The organism is Ruegeria sp. L11, from assembly GCF_056531755.1.
This window is the reverse complement of sequence record NZ_JBQFMI010000009.1, coordinates 21,399-34,103: the sequence shown is the minus strand read 5'-3', so window position 1 is coordinate 34,103 and position 12,705 is coordinate 21,399. Positions and strand designations below refer to the sequence as shown.

14 protein-coding genes are annotated in these 12,705 nt (G+C 57.9%); 8 read left to right on the top strand and 6 right to left on the bottom strand.

What is annotated here, in order from left to right; all coding sequences use genetic code 11:
• Positions 1-2: 2 nt before the first annotated feature.
• Positions 3-446, top strand: coding sequence for a low molecular weight protein-tyrosine-phosphatase (locus tag ACR0CE_RS14395; RefSeq protein ID WP_480833030.1), 444 nt, complete (start codon positions 3-5; stop codon positions 444-446).
• On the opposite strand, the gene ACR0CE_RS14390 is transcribed toward ACR0CE_RS14395, so the two are convergent.
• On the bottom strand, positions 443-1,396 hold the full coding sequence (locus ACR0CE_RS14390; RefSeq protein ID WP_480473633.1) for a LysR family transcriptional regulator: 954 nt from the start codon (positions 1,394-1,396) through the stop codon (positions 443-445). The two genes, ACR0CE_RS14395 and ACR0CE_RS14390, sit on opposite strands and share 4 nt — an antisense overlap.
• Positions 1,397-1,461: 65 nt before the next feature.
• Positions 1,462-1,770 (bottom strand): hypothetical protein, encoded by a 309-nt coding sequence (locus ACR0CE_RS14385; protein ID WP_480773897.1) that lies wholly within the window; start codon positions 1,768-1,770, stop codon positions 1,462-1,464.
• 193 nt (positions 1,771-1,963) lie between these two features.
• On the opposite strand from ACR0CE_RS14385, the gene ACR0CE_RS14380 reads away from it, so the two are divergent.
• The 3 genes from ACR0CE_RS14380 to ACR0CE_RS14370 all read left to right on the top strand — a co-directional run bounded on the left by ACR0CE_RS14380 (position 1,964) and on the right by ACR0CE_RS14370 (position 5,921).
• On the top strand, positions 1,964-2,977 hold the full coding sequence (locus ACR0CE_RS14380; RefSeq protein ID WP_480484519.1) for a hypothetical protein: 1,014 nt from the start codon (positions 1,964-1,966) through the stop codon (positions 2,975-2,977).
• Positions 2,978-3,140: 163 nt separating this feature from the next.
• Positions 3,141-4,940 (top strand): translation elongation factor 4, encoded by a 1,800-nt coding sequence (gene lepA, locus ACR0CE_RS14375; protein WP_480833029.1) that lies wholly within the window; start codon positions 3,141-3,143, stop codon positions 4,938-4,940.
• A 123-nt stretch (positions 4,941-5,063) separates the two neighbouring features.
• A complete protein-coding gene (locus ACR0CE_RS14370; RefSeq protein ID WP_480555986.1) occupies positions 5,064-5,921 on the top strand; it encodes a DUF2971 domain-containing protein in 858 nt (285 codons plus the stop codon).
• Between the two features lie 371 nt (positions 5,922-6,292).
• On the opposite strand, the gene ACR0CE_RS14365 is transcribed toward ACR0CE_RS14370, so the two are convergent.
• The 4 genes from ACR0CE_RS14365 to ACR0CE_RS14350 form a co-directional block, all read right to left on the bottom strand.
• Positions 6,293-7,015, bottom strand: coding sequence for a hypothetical protein (locus tag ACR0CE_RS14365; protein ID WP_480833028.1), 723 nt, complete (start codon positions 7,013-7,015; stop codon positions 6,293-6,295).
• 480 nt (positions 7,016-7,495) lie between these two features.
• Positions 7,496-7,912, bottom strand: a complete 417-nt coding sequence (locus ACR0CE_RS14360) for a type II toxin-antitoxin system Phd/YefM family antitoxin (protein WP_480518955.1) — start codon at positions 7,910-7,912, stop codon at positions 7,496-7,498.
• An 830-nt stretch (positions 7,913-8,742) separates the two neighbouring features.
• Positions 8,743-8,880 carry an entericidin A/B family lipoprotein gene (locus tag ACR0CE_RS14355; RefSeq protein ID WP_209505735.1) on the bottom strand — a complete coding sequence of 46 codons (138 nt, stop codon included), beginning with the start codon at positions 8,878-8,880 and terminating at the stop codon, positions 8,743-8,745.
• 60 nt (positions 8,881-8,940) lie between these two features.
• Entirely contained in the window at positions 8,941-9,282 is a 342-nt protein-coding gene (locus ACR0CE_RS14350; RefSeq protein WP_480473625.1) for an ArsR/SmtB family transcription factor, read from the bottom strand.
• Positions 9,283-9,641: 359 nt separating this feature from the next.
• On the opposite strand from ACR0CE_RS14350, the gene ACR0CE_RS14345 reads away from it, so the two are divergent.
• The 4 genes from ACR0CE_RS14345 to ACR0CE_RS14330 all read left to right on the top strand — a co-directional run bounded on the left by ACR0CE_RS14345 (position 9,642) and on the right by ACR0CE_RS14330 (position 12,697).
• Positions 9,642-10,274, top strand: a complete 633-nt coding sequence (locus ACR0CE_RS14345) for an ATP-dependent Clp protease proteolytic subunit (protein ID WP_209505739.1) — start codon at positions 9,642-9,644, stop codon at positions 10,272-10,274.
• A 132-nt stretch (positions 10,275-10,406) separates the two neighbouring features.
• Positions 10,407-11,675 (top strand): ATP-dependent Clp protease ATP-binding subunit ClpX, encoded by a 1,269-nt coding sequence (gene clpX / locus ACR0CE_RS14340; protein ID WP_209505741.1) that lies wholly within the window; start codon positions 10,407-10,409, stop codon positions 11,673-11,675.
• A gap of 195 nt (positions 11,676-11,870) precedes the next feature.
• Positions 11,871-12,233, top strand: a complete 363-nt coding sequence (locus ACR0CE_RS14335) for a RidA family protein (protein ID WP_480560320.1) — start codon at positions 11,871-11,873, stop codon at positions 12,231-12,233.
• 80 nt (positions 12,234-12,313) lie between these two features.
• Entirely contained in the window at positions 12,314-12,697 is a 384-nt protein-coding gene (locus ACR0CE_RS14330; protein WP_209505745.1) for an NADH:ubiquinone oxidoreductase subunit NDUFA12, read from the top strand.
• The last annotated feature ends 8 nt before the right edge of the window (positions 12,698-12,705 follow it).

The window sequence follows — 12,705 nt, the reverse complement described above, 5'->3', positions numbered from 1 at the left end:
CCATGACACACCGTATCCTCTTTGTCTGCCTGGGCAATATCTGCCGCTCTCCCGCGGCCGAGGGCGTCTTTCGCGCCCGCGCACCGCATCATGCAACCGACAGTGCCGGAACCATGGGCTGGCACACGGGCAATCCGCCCTATGGCCCGATGCAGAAGGCCGCAATCCGCAGAGGCATCGACCTCGGCGACCTGCGCGCGCGCCAGTTCACCGTCGCGGATTTCGACCGGTTCGACCTGATCATCGGCATGGATGACCAAAACATCGCCGATATCGAAGACCTGCGCCCACCGGGCAACGGCACACCGGTTCGCCTGCTAACGGATTTCGCCCCTCAGACCGGTGCCGATCACGTACCCGATCCGTATTACACGCGGGATTTCGACGGTGCTCTGGACCTGATCGAAGCAGCGGTTGACGGGCTTGCCGCCCATCTGGACACCTAGCCGCCGGTCACCCGCAACTGGCCACTCAGCCAGGGCAGCTTGGCAACCGCCGGGTCCACGATCTGGTTCTGCATCAGACGCCGGGTCATGCCCGCAACCTCCTGCGGGACCTGATCGGACCACTCGGTGCGCGCCAGCAGCGATATGTTGCGCGAGAACTCCCCGAACGGGGCAGGGTGCGCCTCCAGCCCCTCATGGAACCGCGCCGCGCGCATGAAGCCCAGCGGCGTGGTGATCGCCCAGCCCAGACCCCGCGCCACCATGGCCATCAGCGCCATGTGCGAGCCGATCTCGAACCGTTCCTCGAACACCTGCGAGCGGCGCGCCAGATGCGCCTCGATCTGGCGGCTGATCAGCTGTTCGCGGGCATAGCGCAGAAACGGCAGCCGCTCCTGCACGGCCTCGACCCCGCCCGATCCCTGCGGCGCCACCAGAATGAACGGATCATGGACCAGCGGGTATTCGACCACCCCCTCCAGCACTTCGCCGCTATGGGCGGTGACCGCCATGTGCAGGCGCTGCTCGGCCAGCGCCTCGAACAGATCAAGGCTCGACAGGGTGATCAGCTTGAATTTCGACCGGGTCAGGCTGTCGGCCAGCAGGGTGGCCAGCCGGGGCGTCAGATCATTGTCGAAATCGTCGATCAGCCCGATCGACAGCGTGGTCAGATGCCCCAGATCCATGACCGACAGCTCGCTCTGGGCCATGTGCAGCTCGGCCAGAACCGCCTCGGCCCGCGCAAGGAAACTGCGCCCCGCCTGCGTCAGCCGCATCGGCCGCCGCCCGTGATCGACCAATTCGGTCCCCAGCGCGTTTTCCAGATTGCGCAATTGCTGCGAAACGGATGGCTGGCTGAGCCCCGTGATCTCGGCAGCCTGCGCCACCGATCCCGTCCGCGCCAATGCCTCGAACACTTCAAGGCCCCGCAGGGTCAGCCCTTTCATTACCATGCAATACACCTTTCGCTGCGCCTTTCTGGGGCGCAGCGTGGATCAGGTCAAGCATTCTGAACGGGTTAGCTGCAGATCGCCTGCGCCATCTGGCCAAAGTTCTGGTACCGATCCCACAGCGCATCATCGCGCGCGGTTTTCGACATCTTCAGCACCTGCGCCTGATGGGGGTCCTTGAACCATTTCGCCACGGTCTTCTGGTCACTGCGTGTCAACGCCTGATCCGCCACGCGCTGAATGCAGCTGCACCGGTCCCGCGTCGCGGCCGAGCGGTCCGACGCCATGCACGCCTGCCTGATCTGCGCCGCATCCGCGACCTGAGCCACCGCCGTCAGCGATGCCGCACAAATTGCGATAATGAGGAACTGTTTCATACTCGAGCCTCGTTTTTGCCTGCCCGGACGGGTCTTGCGCCCCTCTCGGTCTGCGGCGGAGTATGAATCAAACGGGCCCGCGGATCAATTGTTTTGACAGGCAAATCAAACGGTGTTGATTTGACGAGGACAAAAGCCGCGCATCGGGAAATGCCGGAAGCGAATTTGAGCGGCGAATACAAGGGGTAGGGCAGTGATTTCGATAAAAAAGCTGATTCTGTCAGCCGCAGTTTGGTTTTATCCAATGGTGGCTTTGTCGGAAGTGCCCTCTTTGCAAGGTCAAGACGCGCCGGAATTCAGAGAAGCGGTTCTAGCTTGGTTGGGTGGCGAAGATCTGGCTGCATTGCAAAGCCTTTCTGCTCAGGCCCAAAATGGAAATGCTGCAGCTCAAATATTGCTGGCGAACATCGCAAGTCGAAGTAGTTTTCATGCGCATGTGACGTCCGAAATGGATCGCAAGGATCGCATAGCTCTACTGCGAAAACCTGGTGGTCTGTCGGGCAAATCATGGCTAACGGAAGTGCAAAACTCCGAGCCTCTGGCCCTTGCCCTGCTACAAGTTGCCAAATTCGAGAATAAAGCTCCTGCGATTGCAGTGTTGGTCGAACTTGGTGAACCAATTACCGCGATGCTTGCAGCGCAATCTATGCTCTACGATGGTGAAGGGGCTGATTTGGTTGAGGTTTTGCAAGGCCTCGACCACAAACTACCCCAAGACGCCAGTGTCTTTTTGTTCTGGGCATTGTACCTGCAGAAACATAATTCGGAGGGTTCCAATCTGGGAGGTTCGGCATCGCTCGCTTGGCTGAATACTGGAGATGATCGCTTCTTATCTTCCGAACTAGCTTGGGGCCTATTTACTCCAAGAGAATTGATTAGTGACGCCGGCATCAGGGAAAAAGCAACGAAACTTAGCTCAGAGATAGTGGCCTGGACCCCCATTCGTAACTTTTGTAGCATTTACTGTGCGGATGAGGTCGCCGATTGTACGGTAACTGCTGCTGCGTTGCTCGCCTCACCTTATTCTCCAAGAAGCCCGCTACAGAGCTTGATCGCCAATGAAGACTATTGGTCGAGTGATCGCATTGAAGGCGACGTTGCGCGTTCAATTCTTGACATCCGGGATGTGGAGTTTGCTTCAGAGTATACGTACAATCAGTGCTTTACATCCAACATGCAGGCCCTTCAGCGAGCGCATTGGCCTTGAAACGGTGTTTCGCCGCAATGCAAGTTTATCTCCTGCATCAAGTTTGGTGCTAAGTACATTCCTTGAAGCGATTTGTATGCGATTGGCAATGAAGTTGTATTGGTCGCGGCAGATCATCTTGAACCATTGACCACAGCCCATTTCCGACGCATATCCCCACTCCATGACAGACCTCGCTCATATCCGCAATTTCTCCATCGTCGCGCATATCGACCATGGCAAATCCACCCTTGCTGACCGGCTCATCCAAGAGACCGGGACAGTGCAGGATCGTGACATGAAGGAACAGCTGCTCGACAGCATGGATATCGAGCGCGAGCGTGGCATTACCATCAAGGCCAACACCGTTCGCATCGACTATACCGCCGAGAATGGCGAGACATATGTGCTGAACCTGATCGACACCCCCGGCCACGTGGATTTCGCCTATGAGGTCAGCCGGTCGATGCGCGCCGTCGAAGGCTCGCTGCTGGTCGTGGACAGCACCCAGGGGGTCGAGGCGCAGACGCTGGCGAACGTGTATCAGGCCATCGACGCCGATCATGAGATCGTGCCGGTCCTCAACAAGATCGACTTGCCCGCGTCCGATTGTGACCGCGTGGCCGAACAGATCGAGGACGTGATTGGCATCGACGCCAGCGACGCCATCCGGGTCAGCGCCAAGACTGGGCAGGGCATCCACGAAACGCTGGAAGCGATCGTGCACAAACTGCCCGCGCCGCAGGGCACTCTGGACGCGCCGCTCAAGGCGATGCTGGTGGATTCGTGGTACGACGCCTATCTGGGCGTCATCGTTCTGGTCCGCATCATGGACGGCACGCTGAAAAAGGGGATGCGGGTCAAGTTCATGTCGAACGGCACCTTGCACCATGTCGACCGCGTCGGTGTCTTCCGCCCGCAAATGCAGATGATCGACAGCCTCGGCCCGGGTGAGATCGGGTTTCTTACCGCCTCGATCAAGCAGGTCCGCGACACCCGCGTCGGCGACACCATCACCAATGACCGCAACGGCACCGAAGTCGCACTGCCGGGCTTCAAACCCGCGCAGCCGGTGGTGTTCTGCGGCCTCTTCCCGGTGGACTCGGCCGAATTCGAAGACCTGCGCGACGCGATCGAGAAGCTGGCCCTGAACGACGCCTCATTCTCGTATGAGATGGAAACCTCGGCCGCGCTTGGCTTTGGCTTCCGCTGCGGCTTCCTGGGCCTGCTGCACCTCGAGGTCATCCGCGACCGGATCGAGCGTGAATACGATATCGACCTCATCACCACCGCGCCCAGCGTGATCTATCACGTCTACATGAAAGACGGTGAGATGATCGAGCTGCACAACCCCGCCGACATGCCCGACCTGTCCAAGGTCGACCATCTTGAGGAACCGCGCATCAAGGCGACCATTCTGGTGCCCGACGAGTATCTCGGCGACGTGCTGAAACTCTGCCAGGACCGCCGCGGCATCCAGATGGACCTGACCTATGCGGGCCAGCGCGCCATGGTCGTCTATGACCTGCCCCTGAACGAGGTCGTCTTTGACTTCTACGACCGCCTGAAATCGGTGACCAAGGGCTATGCCAGCTTCGATTACCAGATGACCGGCTACCGTCAGGACGCGCTGGTCAAGATGTCGATCCTTGTGAATGACGAATCGGTCGATGCGCTGTCGACCATGGTTCACCGCGACCGGGCCGAGATGCGGGGCCGCGCGATGTGCGAAAAGCTCAAGGACCTGATCCCGCGCCATATGTTCAAAATCCCGATCCAGGCCGCCATCGGAGGCAAAGTCATCGCGCGCGAGACCCTGTCCGCCCTGCGCAAGGACGTGACCGCCAAATGCTACGGCGGCGACGCCACCCGGAAACGCAAACTGCTGGACAAGCAGAAGGCGGGTAAAAAGAAGATGCGCCAGTTCGGGAAGGTCGATATCCCGCAGGAGGCGTTTATTTCAGCACTAAAAATGGACAGCTAAGGCTGTCCATTTTTAGTGACGGTGGGCGAAAGCGGTTGGCGCAGCCAACCGGCGTGCCCACACGGTGGGATTGAGAAATTTCAAAAAGCGATCGAAAAATGATGGAAGCAAGCTTGTTGTAATATGACAGAGTATTCGATACCGGCGCGACTTTATCGCTACCGATCTTGTTCAACAGCCTATTTTGAAGACGAATTGCGTGCAGTTATAGAGCGCCAAGAGCAGTTTTTTTCTTCGATTGAAACCCAAAATGATCCATTTGATTGCAACCCCAATTTTGTAGCTTCATCAGATGGAGAACTGTTTCAGCTCTACAGAAAAATCGGCAAAAAGTTTTTAGTTTCGCTCGATACACTTCGCGAGCATTTTCCGAACCTTAAGCGAGCCGAACTTCGGCGAAAGCAAAAGCAAGAATTCAGCGTCACACTTGAGAATATTTCTAAGTCAAATGCCACGCTTCTTAGATTTGTTGACACAGTGCGGGCACACTCTCGGATTATTTGTCTCTCCGAAAACTGGAATAATCCCTTGATGTGGGCCCACTACGGCGCGGGTCACAACGGAGTAGTGCTCGGCTTTGAGCCAACGTGGCAAGTTGCGATGGATAATGGTGACGATATTCCGTTGAAAGTAAGCTATGTGGAGCGTCGACCCAAGCTAAGAACTAGCAACTTGATATGTTGGATGGAGCAGTCCAAGATTTCGGATGCTTCTCTAATTCGTCAGGGCGATCAGGCCTTCGAGGCCCTAGTTCTAACAAAGCCAAAAGTCTGGGAATACGAAGAAGAGTGGAGGATACAAAAAAGGTTCGAGGGTCCAAGTTCTTACCAAAAAGTTCCTTCACTCTTGTTAAATGAAGTTTTGGTTGGAATGCGAGTGTCTGCTAATCTGCTTTCCAAGATCGAAAGAATATGTGGGGACAAAGTGCCCGTATCTAGGATTGAATTGGATTCAGAAACCTTTGAACTAAAGAGATCCTGACTGTCGGCAACCGTAAGATGGGTGTTTACAACCGTCACGTCACCCAACACCACTCTCAAAACAACCCACCCGCCCGGCGGCACCCCCGGGCCCCGTCAAACCAAAGGTTCACCTTTGGCGAAACGGGCGGCGTGTTTGCGCCCCTCTTCGGTTCCATTGAACACCCGTAGGGCGGGCTTCAGCCCGCCAATCCACCACTCCCCCATTTCCCCGACCCCATACCAATGCGCATGGATTGGCTGTATCCGGTGGCGGGCTGAAGCCCGCCCTACGGGGTAGGGTTGGTTTGGCGGTTGTATCTGCGCTTGCGCCGTGTGGGCTCTGGCCGTTCGCGGCCCTCGGGTCTGCGGGTCAACCGTCTGACCCGCACCTCACCCGCGCGGCACCAAATGCAACCATTGCATCGGAAAACCGCGCCCTTCGGACAGGATCGGCCATTTGAAATCATCCCCCAACCGGATAATCTCATCCATCTCGGACGTGTCGCGCACGCTTCCGTCCACATAGGCGATATCAAAATACCCGGCGCAGAACGCTTCGATCGCTTTCAGTTTCGCATCGCCATCCTCGACCATCTGGGGGTGCAGTTCGATCAGGAATTCCGATCTGCGGTAATGCGTCAGAAAATCTTCGGTCAACAGGCTGAATTCGACGCCCTCGATATCGATCAGAAAGAAGATGTCCGCCGGGTCGGGGGCCACGCTTGCGATGTTTTCAACCGTGTCCGTCAGCGCATCCCCAAACACCGTCACGCGGTCGCCCACGCCGTTATGTTCCGCCGTTTCGCGGATGACATCCCGGCCTTTTGCCGAAACCTCAAAGCACACGCTTTTTTCAAACTGCCCGGCGGCCACCAGCCCGACGCCCCAAAAGCCGTCCGCCGCGCCGATATCCACCAGCACCGGCTTGTCCGAGTTGCTCAGCACCTTCAGGTTCTGCTGCTCATACAGGCCAAAGATTTTCGTGGCCGTATCCGAGTGCCCACCCCAGAATGCGTTTTCGACAAAGCGAAACCCCTTCATCGGCCCGCACAGCACCTGTCCGCGGCTTTGTTCCAGCACGAACAGCGAAAACTCGTTGCGGAACCTGCGCACAATGCTCTTGAACTCTCGATGTTGTCGTTTTGGAAATCGCATGTTCTGTCTGGGGCTTTTCATGTTGGGTGGGACGCCCCCGGATGAGGGCAGTTGCCTGAAATCCCTGTTTAAGTTGAGGCGCGCGGTGTTGGAAGGAAAAACACAGTGCGCAATACCGGGCAGGGTGGGGTTTTCTTCTTGTCCACCTTTCCCGCGCATGAACCCTTGATGAAGTTTCCTTCAGACAGGTTGCAACCGCCGCGCACGTATCCAATCTCAGTCACAGGCCAGCACGGCCCGCATCCCAAAGGAGGGTGCCGATCATCAGATCAGAGATTTCCGTAGCCTGCGCACCGGGACTGTTTTCGACCCCGTTCCGGCCCGTCAGGTGAACCGAAGCGTTTCCGGCCCGGTCGGGTTGTTAAGGGGTATGAGCCGCCATTGCTCACGGATTGCGGCGGAGGGGGTGTTGGTAACACCGCCGGGCCGGAACGCTTCTCAGAAACGGAACCAGCGTCTCCATCGTGCGGAGGCAGGCCGGGCGGCCAGTTCACCGCCTGCGACAGGATCCAGACCGCCCCGCGCCAGAATGCGGCGTTCCTCGGCGCGGGTCATCTGGATCTCGCGGACCTTCAGCGCGGCCTCGCGCGCGGTGACATAGCGGCCGTCCGGTCCCGGTTCCATACCGGGGATGTTGCGCCCCTTCGACCACATCCCGCGCAGCCCCGACAGCGGGTGTTTCCATCCGATCTCCTCGTCATCCTGCAACTGCCAGATCCGGTTGGCCTCGGTCATCGAGACCAGCGCGGCCAGCGGCTTGCCGTGCCGGGTCAGGATGATCACCTCACGCGGGTCCTGGGCGCGGGTGATCAGCGGCCCCAGATGGGCGCGGGCGTAGGAAATGGTGCAGCGCATCGGCGAATCTCCGTCTGTACGATTCGTAAGATTGGGGGTCCGAGCGTTGTACAAATCGCACAATTTCGGCCTAACGGGCCGCGCGGAGCGTTTTGCACCCGCAGCATCGCAGGAATTTCGGGTGCCGGGGTCACGTCCGGTTTTTTCCGCCCTCAACCCTTCGCGGGATCGGGGATTCTCGGGTTATCCACAAAACTCTCCCGCCGGATATCAACATCTTATCCCCGTCTAATTTTCATGCTGCAGTGCTATTTTCTTGTCGGATGCAGGGCGTGGTGCAACAGTCATCTCACCGCACAGGGTCTTCGGAACCGGGGCGGGACGCAAAGGCCAAGGGGGTTTGAGCAGAGAAGGGCGGGTCTTAGGATTTGCGTTTAGCTGCAAGGGCTTACCGGTAGGTGATCAGCCGGAAATGGGTCGTAGACCCAGGTCGGGTGGCCATCTTATCAGACGGCCAATGCATGTCGCGATGGACCTTAGGGGACAAAGCGGCGGCTGCAGTCTCTCAGGGGGCTGGGGCGACTGGATCGGAGTGCTCCTCGGGGTACGTCGACCCGGTAAGGCGTCAGGGCGTATCCGAAAGGATACATGCAAAGACCGCGTCTGCGCACCTGACGCCTTTTCCTTTGCCGAAATTCGGTTTCATACAGGCTACCACTCACCCCTGCCGAATGGGAACGGGGCTCTTCTGCGTGCGCGAAAGAGCCCCGATTTAGTGTCAGATATGCAATGCCGCGTCTATGCACCTGTAGGGCTAGACTACTGCGTGTGGGCGCAATCTTCAACCATATATTGCGTTAATGTCCGGCTCGCCCGCAAGATAAGCGCGCTTACAGGCTTTCCTGCACGTCCGAAGCTGCGTTCTGGATTGCATCCCCGGCCTTTTCGATATCTTTGCCCGCGCCTTTGGCGGTTTCGCAGGCGGTCAGTGCAAACAGGCTCAGGCCAATCAGAATTACGCGGATCATGTGTGTCTCCTCAGTGCTCGATACGGATTCGGTAGCACCTTTCTCGACACCAAGCCAGAGCTAGCCTTTGTCCTCACCGCAGAACAGCTCGTACACCACTTCAAGCATCCGGCGCGGGCGGTCATCGGCCAACCGGTAGAAGATGGTTTTGCCCTCTCTGCGCGGTATCACAAGCCCCTCCAGACGCAGGCGGGAAAGCTGTTGCGAAACAGCGGCTTGTCTGGCGGACAACAGCTCTTCCAACTCGGTAACAGATTTCTCACCGGACACCAGGTGACACAGGATCATCAGTCGGCCTTCGTGACTGATTGCCTTGAGGAAGTTGGACGCGCGTGTCGCATTATCGACCATACGATCCAGGTCGTGTTGCGACATGTCCTGAGACAGCTGTGGAAGTGCCATCGAATGTGTTCCTTGTGAACCCGTTGACCGGGCGTAGTTTCCGTAACGTAAAGCTCGTCGCCTGCGAGCCACTTCAGTACATGTTTCGATCAATTATTGCTATATGTATGAATCAAAAAACCGTGATGAAAAAAGGGGAACCCGCAGCCGTTTTCCCCGCAGCCCCTTTGGCAGGGCGTAATCACGGATAGGGTGCTGCTGCGGAACAGCGGCAGGTGTGACAATCTTATTGACGGCGGTCCACATTCATTCCGCGTTCTCACCGACACCCCCTTGCAGCCCCCCGGAGCCAACACTAAGACTCAGGTAACACTTGTTGGGATAATGTCCCGATCCACAGCAAAACAGGCAGGTTACGAATGTTCGATCCCGTAGATACCTACATGAATACGCTTGTTCCCATGGTCGTTGAACAGACCAGCCGGGGCGAGCGCGCGTATGATATTTTTTCCCGCCTGCTGAAAGAGCGGATCATCTTCATCAACGGCCCGATTCACGATGGCATGAGCCATCTGGTCGTGGCGCAGCTGCTGCACCTTGAAGCGGAAAACCCCAACAAGGAAATCTCGATCTACATCAACTCGCCCGGTGGCGTGGTGACCAGCGGTTTGTCGATTTACGATACAATGCAGTATATCAAGCCGAAATGTTCCACGTTGGTGATCGGTCAGGCGGCCTCGATGGGATCGGTTCTGCTGGCCGGCGGCGAGAAAGGGATGCGCTTTTCGCTGCCCAACAGCCGGATCATGGTGCACCAGCCCAGCGGCGGATATCAGGGTCAGGCCAGCGATATCATGATCCACGCAGCCGAGACGCAAAAGCTCAAGGATCGCCTTTATGATATCTATGTGCGTCATACCGGGCAGACAAAAAAGGCGGTTGAAAAAGCGCTGGACCGTGACAATTTCATGAGCCCGGAAGAGGCCAAGGAATGGGGTCACATCGACGAGATCGTGGAAAACCGCGCAAAAATGGACGCGGATGAGGTCTGAGTTTCGGAGCCTGCACCACCGGTGCAGGAACCATTTTGAGATTGTAGCGGCCAAAGCGCTGGCCTAAGCTGCACGAACAGGCGAAAACGCATCCCCGCCGGGGGTGCTGGGATGAGGCCCGAAAGGTAGATCATGGCGACGAATTCAGGCGGTGACGGGAAAAACACGCTCTACTGCAGCTTCTGCGGCAAAAGCCAGCATGAGGTGCGCAAGCTGATCGCAGGCCCGACCGTTTTCATCTGTGATGAATGTGTCGAACTCTGCATGGATATCATCCGCGAAGAGACCAAGGCCAGCGGGCTGAAGTCTTCGGACGGCGTTCCGACGCCCAAGGATATCTGCGAGGTGCTGGACGATTATGTGATCGGTCAAGCCACCGCAAAACGCGTCCTGTCGGTTGCGGTCCACAACCACTACAAACGTCTGAACCACGCCCAGAAGGCGGGCAATGATATCGAACTGGCGAAATCCAATATCCTGCTGATCGGCCCCACCGGCTGTGGCAAGACATTGCTTGCGCAAACGCTGGCCCGGATACTGGATGTTCCCTTTACCATGGCCGATGCCACAACGCTGACCGAAGCCGGTTACGTGGGCGAGGATGTTGAAAACATCATTCTCAAGCTGTTGCAGGCCAGCGAATACAATGTCGAACGCGCGCAGCGCGGCATCGTCTATATCGACGAGGTCGACAAGATCACCCGCAAATCCGAGAACCCGTCGATCACGCGCGACGTGTCCGGTGAAGGTGTACAGCAAGCGCTGCTGAAACTGATGGAAGGCACCGTGGCCAGCGTTCCGCCGCAGGGCGGCCGCAAACACCCGCAGCAGGAATTCCTGCAGGTGGACACCACGAACATCCTGTTCATCTGTGGCGGCGCTTTTGCGGGTCTGGACAGGATCATTGCGCAACGCGGCAAGGGCTCGGCCATGGGTTTTGGCGCCGATGTGCGCGACAATGACGAGCGCGGCGTGGGCGAGATATTCAAAGATCTGGAACCTGAAGATCTGCTGAAATTTGGCCTGATCCCTGAATTCGTCGGTCGTCTGCCGGTTCTGGCAACGCTGGAGGATCTGGACGAGGAAGCACTGGTCACCATCCTGACCAAGCCAAAGAACGCCCTGGTCAAGCAATACCAGCGCCTGTTCGAGCTGGAAGATGTTGAGCTGGGCTTCACCGATGACGCGCTGAAGGCAATTGCCAAGAAAGCCATCGAGCGCAAAACCGGTGCACGTGGTTTGCGGTCTATTCTCGAGGATATCCTGCTGGATACCATGTTCGAACTGCCGGGCATGAAAAACGTCAGCGAGGTTGTGGTGAACGAAGAGGCGGTAATGTCCGACGCGCAGCCGCTGTTCATCTATGCCGATGCGGCCAAGGAATCGGCCTCGGCGGGTTGAGGCCGGGCTTTTTACCGCGACGGTGGAACTTCAGTTGAACCGGTTCAGGGGGCTCTGCCCCCGCTGCCCTTCGGGCATCTCCCCCGGGATATTTATAGCCAGATGAAGCTGGGGATCCGTTACTCGCACATGAGGGTCGGTGCGGTCAGGCGGTGGGAGCTTAAGCAAGTTTTCGAACGACAAAGGTGACGGATTATGACGGTGAAGCGCATTTCTTCGGGCGGTGAGTTTGAGGCGAAAGTCGGCTATTGCCGTGCGGTGGTTGCGGGCGGCTGGGTTCATGTCGCCGGGACCGTCGGGCAGGGCGACGACGTGGTGGCGCAATGCCGGTCAGCGCTGGACATCATCGGCAAGGCACTGGCTGAGGCGGGCGCGGGTTTTGAAGATGTGGTTCGGGTCACCTACATGTTGCCGGACCGCAATGAGTTCGCGCCGTGCTGGCCGGTTCTGGCCGAGACGTTTGGCGCCAATCCACCGGCTGCGACGATGATCGAATGCGGTTTGATTGATCCGAAGTACCGGATCGAGATCGAAGTGACCGCCTTCCTGCCGCAGTGACACTGGAAGCCCAAGGGGCACTGGACCTTGGCGAGCCTTTGGTCCATACCTTCTCTCGACCGAAATGCCGGAGGCAGCCGATGGGAATCCTGAACAGTCTTTTACGAGCCGTGACCTGGTGGAACGGGTCAACACTGAACACGCAGCTTTATACGGCGCGCAAGGGTGTGAAAGTGGGCGAAGACAATGAAGGCAATGTGTTTTATCGCACCGCCGACGACAGCAGGCGCTGGGTGATTTTCAATGGCGAGGCCGAAGCCAGCCGGGTTGACCCGGAATGGCACGGCTGGTTGCACCGCACCTGGGACGAACCCCCGACCGACAAACCGCTGCCGCACAAAGCCTGGGAAAAACCGCATCAGGAGAACCTGACAGGTACGGCACTGGCCTATGCGCCTGCCGGGTCGCTTCGGCGGGCCCAGCCGGTTGAGCGCAGGGATTACGAGGCCTGGAGCCCGGAATAAACGAGGCG

Excerpts from the sequence above, each read along its gene's own strand:
- ACR0CE_RS14395 (WP_480833030.1), top strand. The coding sequence starts at position 3 with ATGACACACCGTATCCTCTTTGTCTGCCTGGGCAATATCTGCCGCTCT.
- ACR0CE_RS14390 (WP_480473633.1), bottom strand. The coding sequence starts at position 1,396 with ATGGTAATGAAAGGGCTGACCCTGCGGGGCCTTGAAGTGTTCGAGGCA.
- ACR0CE_RS14385 (WP_480773897.1), bottom strand. The coding sequence starts at position 1,770 with ATGAAACAGTTCCTCATTATCGCAATTTGTGCGGCATCGCTGACGGCG.
- lepA (WP_480833029.1), top strand. The coding sequence starts at position 3,141 with ATGACAGACCTCGCTCATATCCGCAATTTCTCCATCGTCGCGCATATC.
- ACR0CE_RS14370 (WP_480555986.1), top strand. The coding sequence starts at position 5,064 with ATGACAGAGTATTCGATACCGGCGCGACTTTATCGCTACCGATCTTGT.
- ACR0CE_RS14360 (WP_480518955.1), bottom strand. The coding sequence starts at position 7,912 with ATGCGCTGCACCATTTCCTACGCCCGCGCCCATCTGGGGCCGCTGATC.
- ACR0CE_RS14355 (WP_209505735.1), bottom strand. The coding sequence starts at position 8,880 with ATGATCCGCGTAATTCTGATTGGCCTGAGCCTGTTTGCACTGACCGCC.
- ACR0CE_RS14350 (WP_480473625.1), bottom strand. The coding sequence starts at position 9,282 with ATGGCACTTCCACAGCTGTCTCAGGACATGTCGCAACACGACCTGGAT.
- ACR0CE_RS14345 (WP_209505739.1), top strand. The coding sequence starts at position 9,642 with ATGTTCGATCCCGTAGATACCTACATGAATACGCTTGTTCCCATGGTC.
- clpX (WP_209505741.1), top strand. The coding sequence starts at position 10,407 with ATGGCGACGAATTCAGGCGGTGACGGGAAAAACACGCTCTACTGCAGC.
- ACR0CE_RS14335 (WP_480560320.1), top strand. The coding sequence starts at position 11,871 with ATGACGGTGAAGCGCATTTCTTCGGGCGGTGAGTTTGAGGCGAAAGTC.
- ACR0CE_RS14330 (WP_209505745.1), top strand. The coding sequence starts at position 12,314 with ATGGGAATCCTGAACAGTCTTTTACGAGCCGTGACCTGGTGGAACGGG.